General features: G+C 46.1%; 25 protein-coding genes. 17 read left to right on the top strand and 8 right to left on the bottom strand.

The window, feature by feature from the left end; genetic code table 11:
• Positions 1 to 269 precede the first annotated feature (269 nt).
• From H6F77_RS01830 to H6F77_RS01805, 6 genes are all read left to right on the top strand, one after another.
• The gene (locus tag H6F77_RS01830; protein WP_190484781.1) at positions 270 to 407 is read left to right on the top strand and encodes a hypothetical protein; all 138 of its coding nucleotides are present in this window, start codon (positions 270 to 272) and stop codon (positions 405 to 407) included.
• 106 nt (positions 408 to 513) lie between these two features.
• A complete protein-coding gene (locus H6F77_RS01825) occupies positions 514 to 1,032 on the top strand; it encodes a hypothetical protein (RefSeq protein ID WP_190484780.1) in 519 nt (172 codons plus the stop codon).
• 211 nt (positions 1,033 to 1,243) lie between these two features.
• Complete coding sequence (locus H6F77_RS01820) at positions 1,244 to 3,199, top strand: ShlB/FhaC/HecB family hemolysin secretion/activation protein (RefSeq protein WP_190484778.1); 1,956 nt, start codon at positions 1,244 to 1,246, stop codon at positions 3,197 to 3,199.
• 261 nt (positions 3,200 to 3,460) lie between these two features.
• On the top strand, positions 3,461 to 6,049 hold the full coding sequence (locus H6F77_RS01815; RefSeq protein ID WP_242021832.1) for a CHAT domain-containing protein: 2,589 nt from the start codon (positions 3,461 to 3,463) through the stop codon (positions 6,047 to 6,049).
• Positions 6,046 to 9,033: a two-partner secretion domain-containing protein gene (locus H6F77_RS01810; protein WP_190484776.1), complete on the top strand. Its 2,988-nt coding sequence runs from the start codon at positions 6,046 to 6,048 to the stop codon at positions 9,031 to 9,033. Before H6F77_RS01815 ends, H6F77_RS01810 begins: the two co-directional genes overlap by 4 nt.
• A 137-nt stretch (positions 9,034 to 9,170) precedes the next feature.
• Complete coding sequence (locus H6F77_RS01805) at positions 9,171 to 10,388, top strand: serine/threonine protein kinase (RefSeq protein ID WP_190484774.1); 1,218 nt, start codon at positions 9,171 to 9,173, stop codon at positions 10,386 to 10,388.
• Between the two features lie 67 nt (positions 10,389 to 10,455).
• Here H6F77_RS01805 and H6F77_RS01800 read toward each other — a convergent pair whose 3' ends face one another.
• Together H6F77_RS01800 and H6F77_RS01795 are read right to left on the bottom strand one after the other, a co-directional pair.
• Positions 10,456 to 11,067, bottom strand: a complete 612-nt coding sequence (locus H6F77_RS01800; RefSeq protein ID WP_190484772.1) for a molybdenum cofactor guanylyltransferase — start codon at positions 11,065 to 11,067, stop codon at positions 10,456 to 10,458.
• Positions 11,068 to 11,070: 3 nt separating this feature from the next.
• A complete protein-coding gene (locus tag H6F77_RS01795) occupies positions 11,071 to 11,901 on the bottom strand; it encodes an N-acetylmuramoyl-L-alanine amidase (protein WP_190484770.1) in 831 nt (276 codons plus the stop codon).
• Positions 11,902 to 11,915: 14 nt separating this feature from the next.
• Between H6F77_RS01795 and H6F77_RS01790 the strand changes: the two genes are divergently transcribed.
• Both H6F77_RS01790 and H6F77_RS01785 read left to right on the top strand, forming a co-directional pair.
• A complete protein-coding gene (locus H6F77_RS01790) occupies positions 11,916 to 12,071 on the top strand; it encodes a hypothetical protein (RefSeq protein ID WP_190484768.1) in 156 nt (51 codons plus the stop codon).
• A 32-nt stretch (positions 12,072 to 12,103) separates the two neighbouring features.
• The gene (locus tag H6F77_RS01785) at positions 12,104 to 12,505 is read left to right on the top strand and encodes a DoxX family protein (protein ID WP_190484766.1); all 402 of its coding nucleotides are present in this window, start codon (positions 12,104 to 12,106) and stop codon (positions 12,503 to 12,505) included.
• 290 nt (positions 12,506 to 12,795) lie between these two features.
• On the opposite strand, the gene cdf31 is transcribed toward H6F77_RS01785, so the two are convergent.
• Positions 12,796 to 13,704 (bottom strand): CDF family zinc efflux transporter Cdf31, encoded by a 909-nt coding sequence (cdf31, locus tag H6F77_RS01780; RefSeq protein WP_190484765.1) that lies wholly within the window; start codon positions 13,702 to 13,704, stop codon positions 12,796 to 12,798.
• A 233-nt stretch (positions 13,705 to 13,937) separates the two neighbouring features.
• Between cdf31 and H6F77_RS01775 the strand changes: the two genes are divergently transcribed.
• Both H6F77_RS01775 and H6F77_RS01770 read left to right on the top strand, forming a co-directional pair.
• Positions 13,938 to 14,276 (top strand): hypothetical protein, encoded by a 339-nt coding sequence (locus tag H6F77_RS01775; RefSeq protein WP_190484763.1) that lies wholly within the window; start codon positions 13,938 to 13,940, stop codon positions 14,274 to 14,276.
• A 196-nt stretch (positions 14,277 to 14,472) separates the two neighbouring features.
• On the top strand, positions 14,473 to 14,853 hold the full coding sequence (locus tag H6F77_RS01770; RefSeq protein WP_190484762.1) for a hypothetical protein: 381 nt from the start codon (positions 14,473 to 14,475) through the stop codon (positions 14,851 to 14,853).
• 276 nt (positions 14,854 to 15,129) lie between these two features.
• Here the strand turns inward: H6F77_RS01770 and H6F77_RS01765 are convergent, their stop codons facing one another.
• The 4 genes from H6F77_RS01765 to H6F77_RS01750 all read right to left on the bottom strand — a co-directional run bounded on the left by H6F77_RS01765 (position 15,130) and on the right by H6F77_RS01750 (position 18,212).
• The gene (locus H6F77_RS01765; protein WP_190484760.1) at positions 15,130 to 15,372 is read right to left on the bottom strand and encodes a DUF4327 family protein; all 243 of its coding nucleotides are present in this window, start codon (positions 15,370 to 15,372) and stop codon (positions 15,130 to 15,132) included.
• Between the two features lie 274 nt (positions 15,373 to 15,646).
• Positions 15,647 to 17,260 (bottom strand): glycoside hydrolase family 3 N-terminal domain-containing protein, encoded by a 1,614-nt coding sequence (locus tag H6F77_RS01760; RefSeq protein ID WP_199321133.1) that lies wholly within the window; start codon positions 17,258 to 17,260, stop codon positions 15,647 to 15,649.
• Positions 17,261 to 17,557: 297 nt separating this feature from the next.
• The gene (gene rbfA / locus H6F77_RS01755; protein WP_190484758.1) at positions 17,558 to 17,956 is read right to left on the bottom strand and encodes a 30S ribosome-binding factor RbfA; all 399 of its coding nucleotides are present in this window, start codon (positions 17,954 to 17,956) and stop codon (positions 17,558 to 17,560) included.
• Positions 17,957 to 18,005: 49 nt separating this feature from the next.
• Positions 18,006 to 18,212 (bottom strand): DUF751 family protein, encoded by a 207-nt coding sequence (locus H6F77_RS01750; protein ID WP_190484756.1) that lies wholly within the window; start codon positions 18,210 to 18,212, stop codon positions 18,006 to 18,008.
• Positions 18,213 to 18,390: 178 nt separating this feature from the next.
• On the opposite strand from H6F77_RS01750, the gene H6F77_RS01745 reads away from it, so the two are divergent.
• The 6 genes from H6F77_RS01745 (at position 18,391) to H6F77_RS01720 (ending at position 25,705) form a co-directional block, all read left to right on the top strand.
• Positions 18,391 to 19,218: a DNA adenine methylase gene (locus H6F77_RS01745; protein ID WP_190484754.1), complete on the top strand. Its 828-nt coding sequence runs from the start codon at positions 18,391 to 18,393 to the stop codon at positions 19,216 to 19,218.
• A 138-nt stretch (positions 19,219 to 19,356) separates the two neighbouring features.
• The gene (locus H6F77_RS01740) at positions 19,357 to 20,064 is read left to right on the top strand and encodes an SOS response-associated peptidase (RefSeq protein WP_190484752.1); all 708 of its coding nucleotides are present in this window, start codon (positions 19,357 to 19,359) and stop codon (positions 20,062 to 20,064) included.
• 232 nt (positions 20,065 to 20,296) lie between these two features.
• Positions 20,297 to 20,491, top strand: coding sequence for a hypothetical protein (locus H6F77_RS01735; RefSeq protein WP_190484750.1), 195 nt, complete (start codon positions 20,297 to 20,299; stop codon positions 20,489 to 20,491).
• A 706-nt stretch (positions 20,492 to 21,197) separates the two neighbouring features.
• Complete coding sequence (locus H6F77_RS01730) at positions 21,198 to 24,287, top strand: MFS transporter (protein WP_190484749.1); 3,090 nt, start codon at positions 21,198 to 21,200, stop codon at positions 24,285 to 24,287.
• A gap of 171 nt (positions 24,288 to 24,458) precedes the next feature.
• Positions 24,459 to 25,094 carry a ParA family protein gene (locus tag H6F77_RS01725; RefSeq protein WP_190484748.1) on the top strand — a complete coding sequence of 212 codons (636 nt, stop codon included), beginning with the start codon at positions 24,459 to 24,461 and terminating at the stop codon, positions 25,092 to 25,094.
• Positions 25,094 to 25,705, top strand: coding sequence for a coiled-coil domain-containing protein (locus H6F77_RS01720; RefSeq protein WP_190484746.1), 612 nt, complete (start codon positions 25,094 to 25,096; stop codon positions 25,703 to 25,705). The genes H6F77_RS01725 and H6F77_RS01720 overlap by 1 nt, the downstream gene beginning before the upstream one ends.
• 87 nt (positions 25,706 to 25,792) lie before the next feature.
• On the opposite strand, the gene H6F77_RS01715 is transcribed toward H6F77_RS01720, so the two are convergent.
• A complete protein-coding gene (locus H6F77_RS01715; protein ID WP_190484744.1) occupies positions 25,793 to 25,936 on the bottom strand; it encodes a hypothetical protein in 144 nt (47 codons plus the stop codon).
• 177 nt (positions 25,937 to 26,113) lie between these two features.
• Between H6F77_RS01715 and H6F77_RS27330 the strand changes: the two genes are divergently transcribed.
• Positions 26,114 to 26,695 (top strand): hypothetical protein, encoded by a 582-nt coding sequence (locus tag H6F77_RS27330; protein ID WP_199321132.1) that lies wholly within the window; start codon positions 26,114 to 26,116, stop codon positions 26,693 to 26,695.
• The last annotated feature ends 197 nt before the right edge of the window (positions 26,696 to 26,892 follow it).

Here is a 26,892-nt window from a genome sequence, read left to right as displayed (position 1 = left end):
TCTCGCTCAAAGTTCCCGTCTAAAAAGCCATTTCATAGGGGAACTGGAACTCAATGTGAACATCTTAACTTCTCCATTCTCAACACTGCTTAGAGCTTAACCGAGAAGTATTGGATGTGGAGCTAGAGGTTGCAACTGTTAAACCGACTATTAAGCTAAGTAAAGATTTTCTTTTCATAGTTTTGTCTGAGTTTGAATAATTAAATTACCTTAATATTACAAACGCGGGGCAGTAAAATGAACGCCTCCAAATCTCAACCAAATGTGTTGTGGTTACAAGTCTGGAGACTCGCAGCATTACAGGGTGCGATCGCCCTTTCTTGGGCTATTTACAACGCATACTTGCCTATGCACAGTTACCTCTAGCCGCTAGCCTGCTATTGTCGTCGGAGCGATCGCATTCATAGTGGCTGCTCTTGGCATCGCCGCCAGTCTCAGGTTATGCTCGCACAATCAGCCATTAGAGCAGACTAATTGCAATAATTAGCTTGAAACATCCTTAGACTGAACGTGATGAAAAAGCTTATCAGCAAAAACTTTTGTGCTGTTCCAGTGGCGATCGCTGGGATCTGCGCGGCTGGCTACACCCTTCCCGCTACGGCAGCAAATTGGAACGATTATCGTACCTGTGCTGCTAGACTACAGGCTGCTGGTATTTCTCCACAGCAAATAGGCCCCGCTTGTGCAGAAGCCCTCCATCCTAGAGAATTATCCATCTGCGTCCTTGATATCAAAAAGCGGACGACCATACTCGGTCAGGATGCTCTTTCCGCCTGCTCCCGCGTGCGCCGTCCCGCAGATTTAGCTAGCTGCGTAACTAATATCAACCGCCGCACCAAAAACCCCCCGGCGCTAGCTGTTCTTGATTACTGTCGCCGCAGTCTTCTACCTACTCGCTTTTCTGAATGCGTTATCGGTTTGAGCGGGCAAATTGATTTTTCTCCTAGCACGGCAATGGAGAGTTGTATTGCAGCGACAGATTATCCCGGAGATTTATCTCCCAGGTTTCCGTCTCCGCGATCGGGCAATTGATTGGGCAATCTTTAAAGAATGTTGATAGTTGATAAAAGTTAAAAATTAGCAGTTAGGAGTTAGCAGTTGTAGAGACGCTGTTTTCTTCAATTCAATGAATTTTGAATTATGGATTTACAATTTGGCGTTAGAAATTCATAGTTCATAGCTGATAACTCCTAACTTTCTGATGCCACGCTTACCGTAAATTTTATTTGGCTATTAACTAATAATGGTTGCCTTAGAAAAAAATTTTAACTACAAGTTAGCGAACATCCTTGTTCTGACAAATTTTTGGCTAGTAGCGCCAGTAAATGCCCAGACAGCAGCGCTAGGGGGGAATGAACCTGGTGATTTGGCGATCGCGTCGCTAAACCAAGAGCAACAGCTATATAGCTCATTCGACTTGAGCCAGTCAGCCTTAACCTCCGAAACGCTAGATCTTGAGGAGATACAAGACAAAAATCCAGCCACAAAAACTTCTGAATTAATTAAAAATTCTCTTCCTCTGGCTCAAGTTCCTAACCTACCGCCAAACGATCCGGGGATCGTAACGCCGCCTCAACCACCAACGCCGCAACAGCCAGAACTACCCCAGCCACTACCACCACCACAAGAACTACTGGCACCACCTACACCGCCTGGGGGTGAAACGCCAACGCCCCCTACCCCCGAAGTACCTTCAGGTAACGTCCCCGGAGCTACTATCACTGTTGAGCGGTTCGAGTTTACGGGCAATACTGCATTTAGCAATAAAAAATTAGCAGAAATTACCAAACCCTATACTAATCGTCCTTTAACATTCACCGAACTTTTAGAAGCTCGTTCTGCGGTAACAAAGCTGTACGTTGACAACGGTTATCAAACCTCTGGTGCATTGATTCCACCCCAAAAGCTGGAGAGGGGTGTTGTCACAATTCAGGTAATTGAGGGGAGATTGGAGGATATCAAAGTCAATGGCGTGAGGCGACTGAATCGAAATTATGTGCGATCGCGTTTGGCTATCGGCGCACGAAAACCTGTAAATGTCAATCGTTTGTTAGAATCCCTGCGCCTGCTGCAACTCGATCCCCTGATCGGTAACGTATCTGCCGAACTCTCGGCTGGGAGCCAACCGGGAACCAGCTTGCTAACCGTAGATGTACGAGAAGCTCCATCATTTAGAGGCCCGGAAGCTATCCTCAATAATAGTCGTTCCCCCAGCGTAGGTAGCTTGCGGCGCGGCTTTCAGGTAAGAGAAGGCAACTTGCTAGGGCTGGGAGATGCAGTCAACTTCAGTTACACCAACACCGATGGTAGCAATGCCATAGATGTCGGCTATACGATACCCATCAATGCACGCAACGGCACTCTCAGCTTCAACTACGGTAGAACATCGAGCAAGGTTATCGAGACTCCTTTCAACTTAATCGATATCCAAGCGGCTTCCCGTTACTATGACATTACTTATCGCCAGCCCATCGTGCAAACTCCTAGCCAAGAATTTGCGCTTGGCTTAACAGCCTCTAGGCGGGAAAGCGAAACCTCACTTTTAGAGATTCCCTTTCCACTATCAGCAGGCGCAGATGAAAACGGACGCACGCGCATTTCGGCGATCAGATTTTTTCAAGAATGGACGAAGCGGAACACTCAAGAGGTGATTGCAGCGCGATCGCAGTTCAACTTCGGTCTAGGTGCTTTTGATGCCACTATCAACAATAGCGCCCCCGACAGCCGCTTTGTGTCTTGGCGCGGACAGGCGCAGTGGGTGCGGCTCTTAGCGCGGGATACTCTTTTGTTAGTGCGCGGCGACGTGCAACTGGCTGATAGAGCGCTCATGCCTCTAGAACAATATGGTTTAGGTGGCGCGGACACCGTTCGGGGTTATCGTCAAGATGCTCTGCTTGCTGATAACGGCGCTTTGCTTACGGCAGAAGTGCGTTTGCCAATTTTAAGGATTCCAGAATCTAAAGTGCTTTTACAGGTGATACCGTTTGTCGATGTCGGTACTGCCTGGAATAGAGGTGAAGTGAAAGTAGCGCAACCTAGCACGCTGGCTTCAGTGGGTTTGGGATTGCAGATGACTTTGGGAGACAATATCAGCGCCCGTTTAGACTGGGGCATTCCTTTAGTTTCTGTTAAGTCCAACCCCAGAACGTGGCAAGAAAATGGTCTGTATTTTTCGATAATTTTTAATCCTTTTAAATAGTTCATGGTTTATGGAAAATTGGTAATAGGTAATGGGAATATAGCAATTTTTTTGTTTTGGTAAAAGATTTGTTAAATGAACCGCCAAGGACGCCAAGAACGCAAAGGAAGAGGAAAGAAAGGATTTAGAAATAAAAACATGATACTTCGCTTATTAGCCTTATGTAAATAATTGTTTACACATATAATAAAATATTGTCTAGGATAATGAAAATAGTTAATGGCAATCAATTATAAACACAATTAATTCAGTATTTAGCGTATGAAAAAAATGCAAAAACAAAATATTTTTCTTTTTGAAAATTTTGTTTACTTTTTGGCTGTGTTTTTGTGTAGTGGAGTCGCTCCAGTTTTTGCTGCAACTCCAACTCAGGAATTAGTCTTCCAAAATCCTGATTTGGTGCAACAGGGTAGAACGTTGTATGAAACAGGGCAATTTTCCTCGGCGCTAGCTGTTTGGCAGCAGGCACAGGGGGAGTTTGAGGCTAAGGGGGATGTGGTAAATAGGGCTATGGTGCTGAGTAATTTGTCACTAACTTATCAACAGTTGGGACAGTGGAAATCGGCAGAGAAAGCGATCGCATCTAGTTTGGAACTCCTCAAAAATAGCGGGACAAGCACTAAGGAATCAAAACTCGTTTTGGCCCAAGCGCTTAACACCCAAGCAAGTCTGCAACTAGCACTGCATAGCGCCGAAAAAGCTGTAGATACATGGCAGCAGGCAGCGGAGGCATACGAAAAAGCAGGCGAGCGCGTTGGTTCGCTGCGGGCTAAAATCAACCAAGCTCAAGCCTTGCGATCGCTCGGACTTTATCGCCGCTCGTTAGAAACACTGCAACAGGTAAACCAGGGTTTCTCGGCGGAACCAGACTCCCAGACTAAAGCAGCAGCAGGGCATACGCTGGGCAATGCGTTGCGGTTAGTGGGCAACGTAGACGAATCGCGCAAAGTGTTGGAGCAGAGTTTAACGATCGCGCAAAGGTTGCAATCTTCTGGGGATACCGCTAATGCTCTCTTAAGCTTGGGTAACACCAGCCGCGCCCAAAGAGATACTAAAGCAGCATTAGCATATTATCAACAAGCAGCCGCGATCGCGGCTTCTCCAACTACCAAAGCAAACAGTCTTCTAAATCAACTCAGTCTGTTAGTAGAAACCAAGCAGCAGGCAGAAGCAGTGGCATTGTGGCCGCAAATAGAAGCGCTTGTTGCTAACTTACCTGCAAGTCGCCAATCTGTAGATGCGCGGATTAATCTAGCACAAAGTCTGATGAAATTATCAGACGATCCTACATTACCTATAGATAATCTAAAATCCAAAATCCAAAATCCAAAATTGTTAGCGGCGCAATTATTAGCAACCGCTGTTGAACAAGCTAGACAACTCAAAGATCCGAGAGCCGAATCATATGCACTTGGCGGACTGGGTAACGTATACGAACAAAGCAAGCAGTGGTCGGAGGCAATTTCTCTTAGCAGCCAAGCCTTGATTTTAGCCCAGTCAATAGATGCGTCAGACATAGCATATAAATGGCAGTGGCAGATGGGGAGATTGCTGAAACTACAGGGAAAAAATAAACAAGCGATCGCTGCTTACACTCAAGCAGTCAACAGCCTCCAGTTATTACGCACCGACCTAGTTGCCATTAATTCCGACGTGCAATTCTCCTTCCGAGAAAGTGTCGAACCCGTCTACCGTCAATTAGTAAGCTTGCTTTTACAACCAGATGAAGGTTCACAACCCAGCCAGGAAAACTTAATAAAAGCTCGTCAGACTATTGAATCCCTACAATTAGCCGAACTAGACAACTTCTTTCGCGAAAATTGTTTGACCGCTAGCCCCAAACAAATTGACCAAGTGGATCGCAAAGCAGTCGCGATCTATCCAATTATTTTAGAGGATAGGTTGGAAACGATCGTCTCCCAACCTGACGCCCCCTTGCGCCACTACACGACGCCAATCTCGCGAACCGAAATAGAAAAAACCGTCGTTCAGTTGCGCCAGTTGTTAGTAACCCGCACCAATCGCAACTTTTTACCCGTCTCCCAAAAAGTATATAACTGGTTAATTAAACCAATTGAGGCAGACCTAGAAAAGTCGCAAATAAAAACCCTAGTCTTTGTCCTCGATGGGCCATTTTTGAACGTGCCGATGGCGACGCTTCACGATGGAAAACAATATCTGGTGGAAAAATATGGCATTGCCCTCACGCCTGGATTGCAACTTTTAGACCCCAAACCGTTAGCACGCCAGCCCTTAAAAGCTCTAACCGCCGGACTAACCGAAGCACGTCAAAATTTCTCTGCACTGCCCCAAGTGGCTGAGGAATTGCGAACCATTAAATCCGAGGTTCCTAGTAAGGTTTTGTTAGACCAGCAATTTACTAGCATTGCCCTGCAACAAGCAATTCAAAATACTCCCTTTCCCGTCGTTCATATTGCCACTCACGGCGAGTTTAGTTCCAAAGCTGAGGATACGTTTATTCTGACTTGGGATGGTAAAATTAATGTCAATCAGTTAGATAATTTACTGCGAAGTCGAGAAAAAAAAGGCACTGCAATTGAGTTACTCGTGCTGAGTGCTTGTAAAACGGCGAGTGGAGATAAGCGGGCGGCTTTGGGGCTGGCAGGTGTAGCAATAAAGGCAGGGGCACGCAGTACGGTAGCCAGTCTTTGGTATGTAAGTGATGAAGCGACTGCAAACCTTATGACTGGCTTCTACCGCGAATTAGGCAATACTTCTGTAACCAAAGCCGAGGCGCTGCGTCGCGCTCAACAAAGTCTATTGCAAAAGCCTGAGTATAGGCATCCGTATTTTTGGGCACCCTTTGTTATGGTGGGAAATTGGCTATGAAAAAGCAAAAACATTCTCATGATTTGTCTGGAAATGAGGGCAAAAAGAAAATATTTACTTCTTTCTTTAGCCTTTTTACTTTTTACTTTTTACCCCATTCTGGGTGCGCTTTTGCCCAAAGCATCACTTTAGATGGAACTTTGGGAACGGCGAGGCCGTTGACTGGCCCAATATACGAGATTCTCGAATCAGATGGGAAGACAGTTGGAACTAATCTATTCCATAGCTTTGGAAAGTTTAACCTCGATATAGGCGAGAGGGTAAATTTTGATAGCGCTCCGGATATTACAAATATTTTGACTCGCGTTACGGGGGGAACTCCCTCTTTTATTAATGGAAAAATTTACACGAATAGTGGTAATGTAAATCTTTTTTTGGTTAACCCTAGCGGCATTCAGTTTGGTGCAAATGCTTCTTTAGACGTAGGTTTTACAGGAGGAAAAGGCTCGTTTGTAGCTACAACATTAGATGCTTTAGTGTGGCCTGACGGGGGCAAATTTAGCGCTACGAATCCCGGCGATGGCAATAGTTTATTGACATTAGTTGGCGATCCTAGTGGATTTATTTCTACTTTAAGTTCGCCGAAACCGATTGTAACTTCAAATAGCAACTTGCAACTTTATGAGGGGTTGAATTTGCTGTTAGTTGGTGGCGATGTGAACGTAAATGGTGGAAAATTAGACGCATTAAGCGGTCGAATTGAGTTGGGAGGATTGGCTTCTCCAGGAGCGATCGCGCTAAAGGTAGATGGCGATAACTTGAGTTTAAGTTTTCCGGCTGGCGTGCAACGCTCGAATGTATCTATTACAAACGGCGCTATTGTTGATGCAACTACTAATAATGGCGGCAGCATTACTATCAACGCAGCAAATTTAAATATTTTAGGAGGAAGCAAGCTGACTGCTGGAATACTGCCAGGAGGGGGTGATATCGGTAGTAAAGGCGGAGATATTACACTGAATGCAACTGGAGCGATCGCAATACAAAATAGCTCTATTGAAAACGCTGTCGGAAAAAATGCTATTGGCGATAGCGGACAAATTAATATCCAAGCACAGTCTGTTTCCCTAAGCGAAGGTGCATTTTTCGATGCCAGTACTTCTGGACAGGGCGATGCGGGGACAGTAATTATTAATGCTAGCGATAGTGTCTCTATTGCAGGCAAAAACACTGCCATCTTCAGTAATGTGGAATTGGGAGCAACGGGCAAAGGTGGTGACATATACATCACAACGGAAACGCTTTCTTTGACAGATGGCGCACTTCTGACTGCCAGTACTGCTGGAAAGGGGGATACAGGATTCGTCATTATTGATGCGGGCGATCGCGTGTCTATATCAGGCAATAGCACTTCGATCTCCAGCATTGTCTACCCTGGAGCAACGGGAAGCGGTGGCTACATCGGCATCACCACTGGGACGCTTTCTTTGATAGATGGCGCTCAACTTGATACCAGCACTTTTGGAGAAGGGGATGCAGGATACGTCAATATAATTGCAGGCGATCGCGTATCGATATCAGGCAATGGCGCTTCGATCTCCAGCATTGTCTACCCTGGAGCAACGGGAAGCGGTGGCTACATCGGCATCACCACTGGGACGCTTTCTTTGACAGATGGCGCTCTACTTGATACCAGCACTTTTGGAAAGGGGAATGCGGGATTCGTCGATATAACTGCGGGCGATCGCGTGTCTGTAGCAGGCGAGGGCACTTCCATATACAGCAATGTGGAATTGGGAGCAACGGGAAGCGGTGGCTACATCGGCATCACCACTGGGACGCTTTCTTTGACAGATGGCGCTCAAGTCAATGCCCGCACTTATGGACAGGGAGATGCGGGATACGTCAGTATTGATGCAGGCGATCGCGTATCTATATCAGGCAATAGCACTTCGATCTTCAGTAACGTGGAATCGGAAGCAACTGGCAACGGTGGCGCCATTACCATTACCGCTGGGACGCTTTCTTTAACAGATGGCGCTCAACTCAATGCCCGCACTTATGGACAGGGAGATGCGGGGGCCATATTTATTGATACCCGCGATCGCGTGTCTGTAGCAGGCGAGGGCACTTCGATCTTCAGTAATGTGGAATCGGGAGCAACGGGCAGCGGTGGCATTATCACGATAGACACGAGGAATTTAACTATCGGCGATCGCGCTGGCATTGCTGTAGATAGCAAAGGTACAGGCAACGCAGGCAACTTACTAATTAACGCCTCCGAATCTATAAAGCTTGACAACCAAGGATTTCTCAGGGCAGGAACTACGACGGGCGAAGGCGGGAACATGATTTTAGACGCAGACAAATTCGTGCTGCTGCGGAATAACAGTTCTATTTCTGCCACATCAGGCAAGACGGGCAATGGAGGCAACATTATTATTGATTCCCCATTTGTGGTCGCTGTTCCCAAAGAAAATAGCGATATCTTCGCCAATGCAGTTGGAGGCAACGGAGGGTATATAAATCTTACAACTGATGGCGTTTATGGGCTTAAGTTCCGCGATCGCCTTACCCCCTCAAGCGACATTACTGCCCGTTCGGAGTTTGGAGTCAATGGTATTGTCGAGATCTTTACCCTTGGAGTAGATCCCAGTCAGGATTTATCTACCTTGGAAGCAACTCCTGTTGATGTCGAAGGATTGGTAGGACAAGGCTGCCAAGCCAGCAGCGATCGACCAGAAAGCAAATTTGTCGTTACCGGGAAAGGTGGTTTGCCTGCCAACCCCAACGAACCTCTAGGTGATGAAGGGGTGCTGGTGGATTTGGGCACTCCGAGAAACCAAGGGAACAGGGGAACAGGGGAGCAGGGGAGAACTTACCTCGCGCCCTCAATTCAAAATGCCAAATCCCAAATGCCAAATCGGATTGTGGAAGCTCAAGGGTGGGTAGTGAACGAGAAAGGAGAAGTTACCCTTACAGCCGCAGCACCTGCTGTTACCCCGCACCAATCTTGGCAGAAGCCCGCGAAGTGTAATACCTAATAATTCATGCTTGATGATTCATGGCAATCAGCAACGAATTATCAACTATAAATACGATCCGCAATTGCTTATGGCACTCGGCAGTTAGTTCTCGCTAGATTGAGAAAGCGATCGCGGCTGTAAGGAATGGTGACTAAATGCTGCAAGCAGAGCAGATACTGCATGAGCGCTATCAACTTAAAGAACCATTAAACAAAAATGCGGGCAGACAAACTTGGCTGGCAATTGATTTGTCTGCCAATCCGAGAGAACTGGTAATTGTTAAATTGCTGGCTTTTAGTCCCCATCTACAGTGGGACGACTTCAAGCTGTTCGAGCGCGAGGCGCAAGTCCTCAAACATCTCCAGCATCCCAGGATTCCCCGCTATCGCGATTATTTTTCCCTCGACAACGTGAGCGGTAGTGGGTTGTCGTGGTTTGGCTTGGTGCAGGAACATATTCCAGGTGCATCGCTGCAACAGATATTAGCTAGAGGCGATCGCTTCAACGAATCCCAGATACGTCACATAGCAACCTCTGTGCTGGACATTCTCATATATCTGCACGAGTTGAGTCCGCCCGTTCTCCACCGCGACATTAAGCCCAGCAATCTTATCCTCGCAGAAGATAAGCGGGTGTATTTAGTGGATTTTGGCGCAGTTCAGGATAGAGCTGGTGTTGAGGGCGTAACCTTTACGGTTGTTGGTACTTGCGGCTATGCGCCCTTAGAACAATTTTGGGGACGAACCGTACCTGCGTCAGATCTCTATGCCTTGGGTGCAACTCTGATTCACTTGTTAACTGGGAGAACGCCTGCTGACTTACCCCAACAGAATTTGCGGATTTGCTTTGCAAACAACGTGAGCGTTAGTCCTGGGTTGGTGCGTTGGATTGAGCAACTAACAGAACCCGCTCTCGAACAAAGGTTTGCCAGCGCCCGAAGCGCATTGGCGGCGCTAAAATCTGCCCAGAGATACCCGCAACGCGCTGCTGACATTGAGCCATCGTATCTTGCTGAGTTATCCAATAGTTTAGCTAATACTTCAGGGCAGGGTTTTTTGAGTAATGGAAGCGTCCCGGCTGAAATTTTGGGCTGGAATTGGGGGGCTTTTCTTTTGGCTCCGTTTTGGTCGATGTCCCATAGGGTTTGGATTGGCGCTTTATCTTTTGGCGCTTTTTTTATACCGCCGATGGGTTTCTTTGTGGCGATCATGCTGGGAGCAATGGGTAATGAATGGGCTTGGAAAACCAGACGTTGGAATAGTATTGCTGAATTTAAAGCGCTGCAAAGAGCATGGACTCAAATGGCGCTGCTGTTCTTCTTAGCACTCCCGGCGACGCTGCTGGCAGTAGCCCTTTTATTCGCTTTACTTTAAATTAGAGCGTGGGGAATAGCAACCAACGATTTTTTGTAGAAACTAAGTTTTTTTGCCTAAATCTTATTCATATCTTTTTAAGATCGTCGGGTGTGTTGCAATTAAATAATAGAGCGCGATCGCTTAACGGCAATTCCTCGACGGAATTTTGCGCCAACCAACCTTGAAAAGATCTTCCCCCACCATCAATATATTCAGTTAGCACCGCCAAACAACTGCGGCGGTAGAAACCACAAAGCGGTTCCCATCCTTTGGGGTGTCGTGCTAGAAGCGCGATCGCATCTTTTGGTGCGTTTTCCAACTCCGATGACCAATTTTGCAATATATCAACTCGAAGTTGGGGCAAATCGCAGGCGAGTAACAACGCCCACTCTGTTTGCACCTGCGCTAGCCCTTGAGAGAATCCCACGAGTGGCCCGTGAGGAGATTCTTTAACCGTTTCCCCAGGTAGAGGCTGTTCTTGAACAAGAATGCATCTGCTGGGAAGTATCTCTTGATACCTTTGTGGCCAAGGCGTGACTACATAGACTTGAGAAGCACATTGGAGAGCAACATCACAAATCTGCTGGAGTAACGGCACGCCTCGGACAGCTATCAAGGCTTTATCTCGACCCATGCGAGAACTTTGTCCACCTGCGAGGACGATGGTAGAGAGCGATCGCGTTTGGGAAGCATTCATGAACTACTTAGTAGTTAAGATAACTGTCTTGTTTGGATTATCCCATTTAACAGAAACCCCAAACTGCTGCAAATCAACCGCTTTGACATAGGCCACATTGCGGTAGTTTACTTGGCGTAACCCTGTGGCTTTAGCCGGATCGATTCCTAAAGACTTAAAGAAAACAACAGGGACGGAGGCATTACCATTAACCAAAATTCCCTGCTTTCTATAAAACTGGCCGTTAATTTTGATACTAATAACTGGGTAGGCACGCGGAGGGGGTGGAGTCAAGCCTTGCCGCCTAGCTTCCCTCTCACTCCAAGCTTGCAAACCATCAGCAAGGCCATTAGCATAATCTTTGCGCCTGCGTTGCATTAAAGCGCGATCGCTAGGATTTGTGAGAAAGCCCAACTCCATCAAAATAGACGGAATACTTATTTGACGACAGAAGCCCAAACTACCAACGCCTGTAGAAGTATCCGGTTTAACTCCACGACTGGGTAATCCAGAAACTGACTCAAGTAGCGATCGCAGTAATAATTGAGTATCGCTTTCTCGCTGCTCGTTACCCTCAGCATAGTAAGCGCTAGCACCGCGCACGTTGGTGTTACCGTATGCATCTGCGTGGATTTCTAAAGCCACATCACCGCGACGGGCGCGATCGTTGATCCAGCTAATAGTTTCTATCAGACTAAGATAATCAGGAACAGACGTGACATCGCAACCGCGCGATCGCAGTTCAGCGACAGTAGCATCCCGCACCAGCCTCATCTCTCTATCTTCCGTTGTCCCACCAGCTCCCGCACCCGGATCGCCAGCACCATGACCCGCTGAAAGAAAAATTCGTACCATTTAATTTTCTCCTTATGGTTCTACCAGCCCTGGAGGTTTTGGTCATCCACTCTTATTCAAACTATCAAATCGACAATCCGCACGACAGGGTTAATACTTTCTTTAGGACTGCCCCCACATCTCTAGTTGCAGATTTTATGACTGCTGCGATCGCGGGTATGTTGTTATAAGTTTAAAAGCAAGATGAAACTAGGTGATAAATATGCAAAGGTACATTCCACTCATAGCGCGGGTTTTCTTGACCGTTATTTTTTTTAAGTCCGCTTTTGACAAGATTACGGGCTTTGGCGGTACGCAACAGTTTATGGCTTCCAAGGGCATCCCGCAAGCGCTGACGGGTTTGTTGCTTGTCGGTGCAATTGTTGCTGAACTGGTGGGTGGACTCTCAGTGTTGTTGGGTTACAAAGCGCGTTGGGGTGCGATCGCGCTGCTCGTATTTATGATTCCAACTACGCTAATCTTTCACTCCGATTTTGGCGATCGCATGCAGGTAATTCAGTTTCTGAAAAATTTATCCCTTATTGGTGGATTGCTGATGGTGTACGCTTTTGGTGCTGGGCCAATTAGTTTAGACGAGCGAAGTACATCTAAAAATTATGATTGATTAACTTGTTTGTTTGATCAAGGCGGCGATCGCTAGCATTTTGTTGTAACTGATTGAGGAGCGATCGCGCCGTCTTGCTTACTAAAAAATTACAACTACGACGCTGATAAGAAACTTACGGTTAGTCGAATTGACGACAACTGCCAAAAAGCTTTAACGTTTCACCCGTGCGAATCGACTGACGAACCCCTCGCGACTGGTAATTAAACTAAGGTACGCGCCCATCAGCCTGGATTTACCTGTGGAAAACTCGTCAAATTCTGTGGAAAAGTCATATTACCTGTGGAAAACTACCCGCGTTTTGATTCCGATTCATAGCTAATTAGGTCGGAGCGATAAGCGGGTGGTTCGACGTGAATCATAATACGCACCGGGCGGAATTTTGCTTCTAGTTGGCTTTCGACTTCTTCGGTAATGCGGTGAGCGGCTTCTACATCATTTGCGTCTACAATTAGGTGCATTTCAATAAATACCTGACGCCCGACAACGCCTCTGGATGCAATGTCGTGGCAGTTAATTACTCCTGGGACTTGCATGACTATGGCATGAATTGCTTCTGGAGCGATCGCCATCTCATCCACCAGCCAAGGCAAATTTTCTTTTAACACTGACCAGCCACTCCAAAACACCAACAAAGCGACTGGAAAAGATAAAACTATATCGAGCCACTGTATCCCTTGCCAAACGCCAATCAACCCCAGAAGGACTGCGATCGTTACCCAAACATCGCTCATGGTGTGTGTGGCGTCTGCAATCAAAATCGGGCTGCCCACCCGTTGCCCCTCTCGCCGCTCGTAGAAGGCTATGAAAATATTAATGCCCAGCACAAGTAACAGCAACCACAGTTCTGGTGGTGATATCTTAACTGGGTCGCTGCCTTTGAGAATCCTCTCTACTGCCCCTTGCAAAATTTCAAAGCAGGCGATCCCTAAGAAAGCGGCTATTCCCAGCGCCCCCACTGCTTCAAATTTCTGGTGTCCGTAGGGGTGGTCGCGGTCGGGCGCGGGCGAGGAAAACCTGCTGGTAATCAATCCTAGTATGTTGTTGGCGCTATCTGTGACGCTATGCAAGGCATCAGCTAGCAAGCTGAGGGAACCTGTAGACGACCCTACTACTGCTTTTAACGCCATCACGAACAGGTTGAGCAGTAAGGTGATGATTAAAACCTTACGCACTGTAGAGCGGTTATCTAGGGTCATGGAATCCCCCTGGATTTACTATTAAGTTCTATGACATCTAGTCTAGAGCTTAAATAAGGATGGAAAATGTCTAAAAAGCTTTTTAAATAACGGTTTTATGTGTTTTTAATCTGAATTTATTGACAATATTTTTAATTAATAGCAGCCCGTGCAGCTTAATTTTCTAGGCGCTACCTTTCGCGAACAGACTATATCTTTTAGCATTAGTAGGATGATCTTAAGATTAATTGCTCATGTCTTCAAAACTAATGCTCAACCTGGTTGAAGGTTCTGTTGCCTGCAACTTTACTCTAGAGGCAGCCCAGAATTTACAAGAAGCGATCGCGCAATTAATGGCAAGCCTCAAGGTTGCCGCTACTAAGGGAGGCAAAACCACTCCCCAAAAACCTATGGAATATCAATACACCGGGGAAGTGTTTCTAGAGATTTTTTGCAATCCTAATATCTGGCCGAGTCCCTTTGCTGCCAAAGTTTTGATTACTCTGCGAGACGACCGCATCCGCTTGACTACAGAAGCTGAACTTACTCGCTTGATTGAAGATGTCAGTCAGTTCGTTGAACAGGCCAGCTAAACCAACCCCCTCCTTAAGGAGGATGCCATCAGCTTGATCGTTAAGCATAATACCTTCTTGGGTATTCTGACTTGCGGTAGAGTCCAGACGCAGGTCGGTTCGCTGTAATAGCTTACCTACCCCGCGTTTGTATCTGCCCGCAAATTCGGCATATTAATTCTCAAGGGCTGTCTTACCTTGATTTACCCCTGCTAGAATGAACCCTGACAATTTGATTCAGTTAGTGCAAAAAGGCTTTCGCGTTACATTAGGCGCGACGGCTTCGGCGATTGAGAGCGTGCAAGATGCTCAAAAGCGCGATCGCAATCTTGAGTTGCTCAGAACGGATTTAAATCAACTGGTTGAAGAGTTTGCAGACAAAGGAGCGGTAACGGAAGTAGAAGCCAGAACTTTCGTTGACAATATGCTCGCGCAACGCAATAACCCCCCTGCTTCCCAGACAACGGCGGATACCCCAGGGGCGACGGAAACAGTCGCACCGCCCAGCGTGCAGCTAGACCTACAGGAATTGACTGCACAAATAGCTGCAATCCGCATTGAGCTGGAAAACCTGCGGAACCCAGACTCAAATATATAGATAAGGGATTGATTAGGGTATCCTTGGAGGCGGCGCGGACGGCGCTAGCCTTCGACCCTTAGCAAGCAGTTATATTTTGTAATGCCGTCCGAGTGCCTTACAGTTGGGCGATCGCGGGTTTTAATTATATCAATCTCAACCGGATGATACATCCGTAAAATCGATTATTAAGCAAGGATCGGCAACCTAGCAGGTTATACCAGTCTTCCTTATTAATATTCAAGGTGATATAAAATGCTTTGTTTCCGCAAACAGTCTTTTTCTCAACAAGATTGATTAATCATTTTGCCATGCTTCTTGCCCGACCAAATCGCCAATGCGATCGCGGAGCAAAAAGTCACATCTTTCTAACTCGCATTCAACACATACCCACTCGCGGGCGGGAATGTATTGGCATAGCACATAGATGGGTTGCTGACGACTAACAATCCCTTGCTCTATGAGCTGGCGTGCTTCCTCTTGAAGTACGTCGATGGAGTATTGCACAGATGAGACGCTTGCCAATGTTTCAAGATTCATTGTCTCAGCCTCTAAATTAAGTACCTAGAACTTATAAACTAATATAAAACAAAATCCTGTATCGCGAACACAAAATTATTTCAGTATAGGCAGTTACAAACTATTTAATCGTATATATAGATAATGCAAAAGTCAGGGAACTTTGACATAAAAGAAATCTGTCAATATGCGGATGACAAACAAATAGCCTGAGAAGCATCACACTCAAGCGTAACCCTGTTAATTAAATATGGGTGTAGATTAATGGTTAAGAAAAATTAAAAATAGTCGCTCTTTAAGGGCTAATTGTTGAGGAACCAAACAAAACTTTAAGCGCGATCGCCTGAGCCTGTGGGGTCTGACCGTAGGAAAAGACGCAAGGTATCTCCGGCGGTAATTGCGCTACAAACTGCCCTCGAATGTAAGGACTACCATAGATCGCCAGCGCGAGTAGATTGGAGTTCTCTAACAATCTTTTAAACAAAGCCTGCGCGACAGGCGTGAGTCCAGCACTGCCTCGGAAGGGGTTGCCGCGAATGAACAGTTGTAATATTGTCGGCTGTACGGGTAAGGCAGATTTATGATAAAACACCCAGTCAGAAAGTAAAGTAGTGTGGCGGTCGAGCAGTTGGAGTTCATAACCCAAAGATCTCGGTAGAGCCACAGCAGGGGTATGTTGAGTGAGGAAGTCGCAGCCCAAGGCGTTATCTAAAACAATTAAATTGCGTAAATTGCCGCTGCGGGCAGGTAGTGGGACGGAACCGCAAACAATCTGGGCGTGTTGCAAAATATTGGCCGCGGTTGTCATTGCAGCGGGTTTAGCCAAAGAAGACGTAATATGTTCGGGAGAGCGAGAGGAAGAGCAGACTTTGAGTTTGGCTTTCCAAATGCGCTCGACAGAAGCGCGAATTCTCTCGACAGTAATGCGCCCATTTTTCACAGCCTCGCAGATGGCTTGAATAGCAGCGGGGGGATCTGTTGGCATGAGTAAAATATCAGCGCCAGCTTCTAGGGCTAAGAGTGGGGCTTCGTTTGCGCCATAGCGGTTGGCGATCGCGCCCATAACTAAGGCATCAGTAACAATCAAGCCTTCAAATGCCATCTCCTCCCGCAGCAGAGTAGTTAAAATCCGCTTGGATAAAGTTGCGGGGAATTCAGTATCCCAACTGGGAATGAGCAGGTGGGCGCTCATCACCGCGTCTGCACCAGATGCGATCGCAGCTTGAAACGGCGGGAGTTCAACATCAGCCAACCTGAAAGCTGAATGCGGCAACACGGGCAAATCTAGATGGGAATCAGTAGCCGTGTCGCCGTGTCCGGGAAAGTGCTTGGCAGTTGTTAAAACTGCATGGCGGTGCGCCCCCCGAATGAAAGCAGTAGCCAACGCAGAGACCTCAGATGGCTCTTCGCCAAACGCCCGCACGTTGATCACTGGGTTATCGGGATTGTTATTAACATCCACAACAGGAGCAAGCACCCAGTTAATGCCAATCGCTAAAGCTTCGAGGGCGGTGCTGGCGCCCATTTCTTCGGCGTAGCGGATGGCAAGAGCAGGATCTCTGCGGGCAACTGCGGCAACTGCCATCGGCGGCGGAAACCAAGTTGCACCGCTAAAGCGCTGCCCGACACCTTCTTCAATATCAGCGGCTATGAGTAGAGGAATTTTTGCCCAGCTTTGGAGTTGTTGCGTTTTCAGCGCTACTTCACCCGCACTGCCTCCAAGTAAAATAACGCCACCCACACCCAAATCTTCTACCCAGTGCTGTAGCTGTTCGGCTGGGGGTTCCCAGTCAGGATACTTGATTTGGTGGTCGAACAGGAAGCCAGACGAGCGCACCACGAACATTTGAGCAACAAGTTGTTCGAGGGAAAGGGCGTCTAAATCGGGCAGCATGGGGGTGTCATTCATAAACCTTAAAGTAAGGCGGGCTTGTTGTTTTGAGTAAGAAGAGATGATATTGCTGTGCTAGGTAAGTTAAAAGCGCGAAGCGTCTGGGCGGGGCGTATGTCCTAAAGCCTGTCAGGTTATGTAAAAGCAAGAACAGCTATGGGCTGCAAAACTTTTGGCCAGTGCGGGAGCAAATTAAATATGCAACAGCTTAATTAAAACCGCCCCTACATTTTCTAGCAAGGGCGGGTTCATAAATATTTTTCGTTTGGATTTATGGCATTCAGGTAAAATTTGCCCCCTAAAACTCAAAAGTAGTTATTCTTCTGCCCCAAGGATATCTTCTTCGTCATTCTTGTTTGGGCGATCGCTCGAAATTTGGTTTAGCAGCGACAGCACCCTGTCACCGCGTTCTAGGGAGCGATCTTCTACAAACAGCACCTCTGGAGTGCGGCGCAGGCGTACCCGCTGTCCGAGTTCTCGACGCACATAGCCAGTTGCCGCTTTTAGCCCATCCATGGTTTCGGCTCTTGCTTCTTCAGTACCATAGATGCTGACAAAGATTTTGGCGTGCTGGAGATCGCCGGAAACTTGCACATCGGTTACGCTGACCATACCAGCACCCACGCGGTCATCTTTGATGTCGTTAACCAGCATTTGGCTGATTTCGCGTTGAATTAGCGCTCCAACACGAGAAACACGACGGTCTGTAGCCATAATCATCCGCTGTCTTCAAGACAGTACGAGCAAATTTTTTCAGATACTACTAAACTGGACTCAATCCCAACATCGCCCGGAGGGTTAGGGCAACAAAGGTTATGGCGGCTAAGAGAAAGCCAACCGTAGCTATAGCTGTGGTTGGGCGCTTGAAAAAATTTTGCACTCGCTCGAAGGAATATAAGAAAATCCCCAGAGTGATGCTGATAAAGTAGCTGAAGTACCGAGAGACGTTAGTCCAAAACCCATCAAACATAATTGTCTAGTGCAGGCATTTTGCCTGAATCGCGATCGCTGCACTCTAACTGTTAGCATTTGTCAGCCAGTTCGACAAGTATAGCCTACTAGCCCTTGAATTCCTAAAAGCTCTACAGATGCCCCACTGCCTAATACTAGAGGGCGAAACGCCCCATCCACGACGCCCGGAAATATAAATGTCAACTCAGGCTACAGAAAAATTAGCGCCGCGTCCTTTTCTTAAATGGGCTGGTGGTAAAAGCAAGCTGATTGGGCAATACCTTCCCTATTTCCCCACAGATTTTAAAAATTACTATGAGCCATTCTTGGGGGGTGGCGCTGTATTTTTTCATTTACTTCCAGCAGAAGCTATTTTAATGGATATTAATCAAGAGTTGATTAATACTTATTGCTGCGTTCGAGATAATGTAGAGCTGTTGATTGAACTGTTGTCAGAACATCGCGCCAGACATAGCGGTGATTATTACTACTATTTGCGCTCTCGTACTACTGGCTCTGATATAGAAAGAGCCGCAAGGCTGATTTATCTGAATAAAACTTGTTTTAACGGTCTATATAGAGAAAATCGCTGCGGTCAATTTAATGTACCGATCGGTACATATAAAAACCCTCAAATATGTCAGCCAGATATACTCCGAAGCGCCTCGATTGCACTTAAATTTGCTAAAATAGAAACAGGACATTTTAAATCAGTTTTGGAATATGCCAAAACTAGCCAAGATTTTGTTTACTTTGACCCGCCTTACTATCCTCTAAGCCAGACAAGTAACTTCACCGCTTACAGTCGCAACTTCTTCAACGAAGAGGAGCAAATTAAACTTAGAGACATTTTTGCAGAACTGCGATCGCGTGGAGTAAAAGTTATGCTCTCTAATTCCGATTGTGGGTTTATTCGGGATCTATACAGCGGCTTCAACATTCATACAATATCAGCATCGCGCTCAATTAACTCTAAGGCGGGGAAGCGAGGCAAAATAACGGAGGTGCTGGTAACTTCTTATTAAGTATGCCCGCATAAATCAAAAAACAACCCAAAACCTCTTTAGTTGCTAAGTAAGGGGTAAAAATCTTGTGTTTAAATTGGCCAACATATTTAAAAAGTTGGTAAAAGCATTTTAATTTGCGTAAGTGAGGACAAAACTATGTGTGGAAGATTTACTCAGAGTCAGACAGCGAAGAAAATAGCCCAAGCGTTTCAGGTAGATAATGTTGCTTCGCTGACACCAAGATATAACATCGCGCCGACGCAGCCAGTAGCAACAATTTTACAGACAAAGGACGATGCAAACAGGCAGTTTAAGATGTTGCATTGGGGGTTAATTCCTAGTTGGGCAAAAGATGCAAAAATGGGGGCGCGGTTAATTAATGCCAGAGCCGAAACAGTGGCAGAAAAACCATCTTTTCGCTCTGCTTTCAAGCAGCGGCGTTGTTTGGTGTTGACTGATGGTTTTTATGAATGGCAGCAACAAGAAAAGAAGAAACAGCCGTTTTATTTCCGCGTGCGAGATGGGGAACCTTTTGCTTTTGCTGGGTTGTGGGAGCGTTGGCAAGATGCAGAGGGTGAAGAGATTCAGTCTTGCACTATTTTAACTACTGAACCGAATGAAATAATGCGCCCCATCCACGACAGAATGCCTGTGATTATTGATGCAAAAGACTACGATGTGTGGCTAGATCCCCAGGTGCAAAAGTCCGATTACGTGCAGTCTTTGTTGCGCCCTTATTTAGCAGAAGAGATGACAGTTTATGCTGTTAGCACGCTGGTGAATAAGCGAAATAATGATAGTCCTGAGTGTATCAAGCGTATTAAGGCGATGCCTGCGGCTCGTACTTCGTCCTACGCGCACTAATTACGCAACGCAGATCCGCCCAAAATTGTGGGTTTTGGGTCTGCGATCGCCAGCCAATTAGCTACCACTCTAGGAATAGCAGCGATCGCTACAGACGAAAATTTTTTTATGCTGTATATCCTTAATTATCACTAAAAATTGTTGCTTTTGATACAGTCTAATTTTAAATTTAATTACAATGGGAGTAGTACGGTCTTACCGCGCATCAATCCTGTCTGCACGAGGTTGCCTTATGTCAGAAGTTACCAGCTCGGTTACGCTTCCCAGCACTTTGCAAGAACTGGATCAAATTATTCAGAAATACCTATCGAGCGATTTAAGGGGTGAGGAACTGCTTTCACTGTGGCAAGTCATCCGCGACGCTTCGCTAAATCAGAAGTTTTCGGAGCCTGAGAACGATAAAGTGATTGTCGAACACAGCTATTAAGTTAAGCAATCGCGCGATCGCGCCCTTCAGCGTTGCGCTAAGCAAATCGCACCCAGTTATTTAGGGAAAGTGCGTAGCAAAGCGGCTGCGCTAGCAGCATCGCGTAGCGGCGGTTAGATATCGGGGCGATTGCAAACATCGCCCCTTCGGTATTTTGAGCAGGTTTGGCAGGAGCGGTAGTGAAGCTCGGCTAACGCTCTTGCCTTGATTTAATTATTATTGTTGATTGTCTTTATTTATTATTCTTGTCATCGCTGTACTTGTTGGTTAGGCAGTAGATGGCAACAATGTGGAGTGGCGAATAATTTGTATATATGCAAATTGCCTAACTTAACTGCATGGTGCGATCGCCAGCATCAACTTAGGTTGACGAAAAATTAAGTTTTACGAATATATCTTTAGAGAGATTTGCTCTGCTAGGGGCTTTATTTTCAGACTTTCGAGGGATTTAGTTACTGCCTTTAATTAAGAAAATAAGTATACAGCAAGACAGATTATAGAACCGAGTTCGTAATTATATCCAAGTTCGGTTCAACGCTTCTGTCAGGGCGATTTGCAAATTTAGCGCCAGCCAAATGCTACCCAAGTACAACAATCTCATTGGCAGAGATTGCTTGGCTAAAAAACTTGGCGATCGCGCATCCATACGATCGGCAAATCGCGGCCTCTCATTTGTGTTGATTTAAGCATTGAAGAGGAAGATCTCATGTTTTACAATGCGTTATTTACGCTGGAATTGTCCAGCAAGCAATTCTGGATGGCACAATTTCCAGAAAGCCAGATAAATCCAGAAGAAGCAGCACTTATCTTTTCTGGCCCGCAATTTTTTGTAGCCTTAGTCGCGGGCGTGGTGATGGCTTTCGCCTTTCAACTACTACTAACCAACTTATCAATTGCCGCCGGAATTTCAGCCGGAGATGATGTATTAGAAGCTGATGTTGATGATGACGATGAGTCTGTCACCTGGGGCAAGAAAGTTCGCAAAATTGAAGCAAAAGTCGGGCTTTGGACTATATTTACAGTCAACATAGCCTTGTCCATCGCTTGTTTTCTAGCCGTAAAACTTAGCCTAATTAGCAGTCCAGGATTAGGCGCAATTATTGGCGTAACGATCTGGTCAGCCTTCTTCTTGTTGCTAGCGTGGGCGGGTTCTAATGCAGTAGGTTCGTTCATTGGTTCGGCAATCAAAACCGCCACTTCAGGTATGCAAGGTGTTATGGCTACAGCTGGCGCAGCCCTTGGCGCTAATGCTGCAAATGCCCAAATTGTTAATACCGTAGAGGCATCGGTCGCCGCAGTTCGTCGCGAATTGACTTCTGGTTTAGACCCCAGCAGCATTCGGGATACAGTAGAGGACTATGTAGGCAATTTGCAACTGCCGAAATTAGACCTAAAAGATATTCGCGGTAACTTTGAAAAGTTACTCAACGAGCCAGATGTAAAAGCTCTCGCTGGCAGCGATATTCTCAGCAACATTAACCGTCAAACTTTTGTTGATTTAGTTAGCCGCCGCACAGATTTCTCGAAACAAGATATCGATCGTGTTGTCGATCAACTAGAAGGCGCGTGGAAGCAAGTAGTTAATAAGCAACCGCAGCAAGTAATGGCTGAAGGGCGCGATAATGTAGACGCTGCTCAACCACAAGAAATCATCGCTAGCTTAGGCAAGCAGCTAGATGAAACAAGGGGAGAATCCGGCGAACGCGACAAGCAGCCTGGACTGATGGAACGGGCAATGCAGTACGGTACTACTGCCTTGGTGGGATCGGCGCTGAAGAATGTAAATCTCTCAGATGTAGATGTTGAAAAAGTTTCCGGTCAGCTGAAACAACTGGGCAGTAAAGTTGTCGAGAATTTGCCTTCGCTACAGTCTAACCCCATTTTGTCAGATGTAGAAAATTACCTGCAAAATTCGCAACCTTGGCACTTGAACCGCGAAACTATCAAGCAGGAATTCAAAGATGTTATCTACGATCCTGAAGCTGCACCAGGCTTCGTTCGACCGCTATTAGAGCAAGTGAATCGCGATTCTTTCGTGCAATTGCTTAACAAGCGGGGTGATTTTTCTGAAGAGCGGGTGAATGAAATTGCCGATCAGTTAGAAGGTATTCGCACAGAGATTTTGGAAACTGTCGGTGGTGCAGAATCTCAAGAAAAATCGCAAGATTTACGCAGCCGAATTGAAAATTACTTGCGTTCGACTGGGAAAGAGGAACTCAATCCAGAAGGGATCGAGCGCGATTTTAAAACACTTTTGGAAGATCGGGAAGCTGGGTTTGAAGCCTTGCGCGATCGCATATCTCAATTTGACCGCGATAGCTTGGTGCAAGTGCTAGGACAGCGCGAAGACTTTAGCCCAGAAGAAGCAGATCAACTGATTGGTAAGCTAGAGGAAACCCGCGATCGCGTCTTGTCGCAGGCTCAGGAACTCCAAGAACAAGCCAAATCCAAAACACAAGAACTGCGGCAAAAAGTAGAAGCTTATCTGCGCGATACCAACAAAGAAGAACTGAATCCCGAAGGTATTAAGCGCGATTTTCAAACCCTCATAGACGATCCTCAAGCCGGATTAACAGTGTTGCGCGATCGCCTATCTCAAGTAGATCGCGATACCTTAGTGCAACTGCTAACTGCACGCGGCGATTTGAGTGAGGAACAGATTAATCAAACAATCTCTCAGATTGAATCAGTCCGCGATAACATCATGCAAGCGCCGCAACAAGTTGCGGATAAAGCTAAGGAACAGTACGAAAAAGTTACGACGACAATTGGTGAGTATCTGCGGAATACCAACCTGGAAGAACTCAATCCAGAAGGCATTCAGCGCGATTTCGCTAAACTATTTGACGACCCCAAAGAAGGCGCGTTGGCGCTAAGACAGCGGCTCTCTCAAGTAGATCGCGAAACTTTGGTGAAACTGTTAAGTCAACGCCAAGACTTGAGCGAAGAACAAGTCAATAAGATTGTCGATTCCGTCCAGGAGAATATTAGCAGCGTTATCAAAGCACCCCGCCGCTTGGCAAGTCGTGCTAAAGATAAGGTACAGGATTTGCAAGCAAATCTGGAAAGCTATTTGCGGAATACAAACAAAGAAGAACTCAATCCAGACGCCATCAAACGCGATCTGCAATTGTTGTTCAAAGATCCGCGAGCTGGGTTTGGTAGTTTGGGCGATCGCCTGAAGCAATTCGATCGTTCTACTTTGGTATCGTTCCTATCGCAACGTGAAGATATCAGCGAAGAGGAAGCCAATCACATTGCAGATCAAATAGAATCTGTTCGCAACCAATTAGTTGAACAAGTTGAGAACGTTAAGAACCGCGTTAAATCGGTGAATGATAGCATTAATGCTACCATTGAAAACTACCTCAACTCGCTTGAGCGTCCCGAACTCAACTATGAAGGTATCAAGCGCGACTTCCGCAAACTGTTTGACGATCCCCAAGCAGGAGGCGAGGCATTAAAAGAGCGTCTGAGCCATTTCGATCGCGATACTTTAGTCGCCGTTCTCAGTTCTCGCAAGGATATTTCTGAAGCTGATGCTAACCGCATCATCGACCAAATTGAAGCGGCGCGTGATAGCGTGATGAACCGAGCAGAACGCCTCCAAGAGCAAGCTAAACAACGCATCAAAGATATCAAGCGCAACGCTAAGAAGCAAGCCGAAGAAACTCGCAAATCTGCTGCTACAGCTGCGTGGTGGATATTTGGGACGGCTTTGACATCTGTTGCAGCTTCTGCGATCGCAGGTGCAATAGCTGTATCTGGAATAAGCGGGATAACTGGAGGGTTCTAGGTTTAAGAACGTTCTAATTAATCTCTTCTAAAAATAGGCTGGCTTAGAGCCAGCCTATTTTTTTGGCTAACCGCGCCAAAGATACCATACCTGCGATCGCCGTCCACCCCTCGCGGTTCGCGTAAAGCTGTATATTTTTGTCATCGTCAGCAATTTAGAGGAAGATTTTAAATGTCATCGTCACCAAAAATAGTTGTTGTGACTAATGGAAAAGGTGGAGTTGGGAAAACCACAACAGCTATGGGATTATCGGCTATATTTTCACAAAAATACAAAGTTTTAGCTGTAGATGCAGATAGTCAAGGTAGTTTGTCTTGGTGGGCTTCGCGGGGTGAAATGCCCTTCGATCTAGCTAAAGAGACAGATCCAAAACTTTTAGGTCGTTTACGCAAGATAGAAGGTTACGATTTAGTAGTGGTAGATACGCCTCCGGCGCTCCGATCCGAAGCATTAGCGGCGGTAGTGGCGATCGCTGATTATCTGGTTTTGCCCACGCCATGTGCGCCGATGGATCTGGCTGTCCTCATTGAGACAGTACGCGAAGCCGTCACCCCCGTAGGAACCCCCCATCGGGTGCTTCTGACTAAGGTTGATTCGCGGAGTCTGGGGGAAGCACTGGAGGCGCAAAACACGCTCATGGAGTTAGGAATACCCGCCTGTCATGCGTTTATTCGTGCCTACAAAGCCCACGAACGAGCGGCTCTTGATGGTGTTCCCGTTACTCATATGCGAGGTAAGAATGCGCGGGAGGCTGAGGCAGACTACCGCCGCGTGGCTGATGAATTACAGCGTGATTGGAGGCAATAATGGCTAAAAAACGTATCTCAGACTTAATACACCAAGAAGCACAAAACTTACCAGATTCAGATGGTACGCCTGTTATAGAAGTCGTCGCCCAGGAAGTTCTAGAAGAAGATGCTGAACCAGCTAACGAATTACCAATAAATGCAACCGAAAAACCTACTGCTAGTAGCAAAAGCCCCACTAAGGCTGAGTTAGAAGCAACTGTAACGGAGTTGAAAGCTGCCCTCGAACAAGGAAGCCAAAAGGAAAGCTTGTTACAGCAACAAATTGCAGACTTGCGCTCGGAGTTGGATGAGCAAAAAACTTTTGTAAAGAAGCTTCAGAAAGAGCTTGAGCAAGCAAAACCTCTCAAGGCAGAGCTTGAGCAAGTAAAAAAAGCAGCCGTGCAACTTGCAGAAGCTAACTCTAAGCTCATTGCAGAAGCCAATGGTGCCAAAGAAGCCTATGGTGCCAAAGAAGCCAATGCTGCCAAAGAAGCCAATGCTGTGAAAAAAGAAAGGTCAGACATCCAACCATCAGGGTACAGGAAATCACCGGGGAAATTGCCAAATTACGCTCCACCTCTCCCTAAAGAGCCTGTTGATTTTGCCACTAATACTTGGTTGCTTGACTAAATTTTCTTCGCGATCGCTCCCCGATAATGCAAAAAAGGTAACTTTATGGAAACATTTTTATTAAAACAAAGTGTTTCCATAAAGTAATTAAAAGCGTAGAGGCGAAATACGCGATCGCGCACAAAAAAACTCCCCCGGACTATCCGAGGGAGTTTTTCTTTCTAGTTCCCAGCCGTAAGCCCAGAAAACCGCCTCCAGAGAGCGTTGCACAATAGCCCTATGATTTCTCATCAGGGTCTGTTCAGGGGGCGCTTGTCGCCCCCTGAACTTGGGTGTTCAAAGGTTTTGGCGCTTTAGCGCCAAGCAAAAAATCGTCTGCTTATTGACAACAGACTTTAAATAGAGAAAAAACTATCAAGTTGTGATAAAAAGGAACGGTCTCGCTATGAATACAAGACCAGAGCAAAAATGTTGCCATCATTTTATCAAAAATACCTGGAAAAATATCTCAAGCCAGCGCAATTAATTACCTTAAAAATGCTGGTATGGTTGTTACAATCCCAGAAAACGGTACGAATAGAAAGATTGGCAGCTAATCTGCCATTACCCATATTAGAAAATAGTCGTCGCCGTCATGTTCAACGTTTTTTATCTTTGGGTTCATTAAGTATACTGGCGCTATGGTTTCCCTTAGTTAGAGAGATTATTGAGCGTCAAATCAAAGCCGGAACTCAACTAATTATCGCACTGGATAGAACCCAATGGCAATCAAATAATGTTTTAATGGTTAGCGCCGTTCATCAAAAAAGAGCTTTTCCCATATTTTGGACATTGCTAGACAAAAAGGGAGCCTGCAACCTGGCAGAGCAAAAACAAGTATTACGTCCGGTAATTCGGCTATTAAACAAATATCAATTAGTCATCGTAGGAGATAGAGAGTTTCACAGCATCGAACTAGCACAATGGTTGCAACGCCAGCACGTTAGCTTTGTACAAGTCAAAAATGTGACACAACTTTTCGAGAAAAAAGGCAAAAGTTTCAACCGTTAAGCAGTATTCCTATTCAACCAGGCATTCGGATATTTTACCCCCATATTAGTTTAACTCAAAAGAAAGGCTTTAATCGTTTTAATTTGGCTGCTTATTGGAAGCGGAAGTATAAAGGTAAGCAAGAAAAAGAGCCTTGGTATTTGTTAACTAACCTAACAGATTTAAAAAGTGCTATTCATATCTATAAACAACGTTAT

Source organism: Microcoleus sp. FACHB-831 (genome assembly GCF_014695585.1).
GTDB lineage: Bacteria > Cyanobacteriota > Cyanobacteriia > Cyanobacteriales > FACHB-T130 > FACHB-831.
Note: the sequence above shows the minus strand (reverse complement) of the source record. Positions and strands in the feature narration are given on the sequence as shown.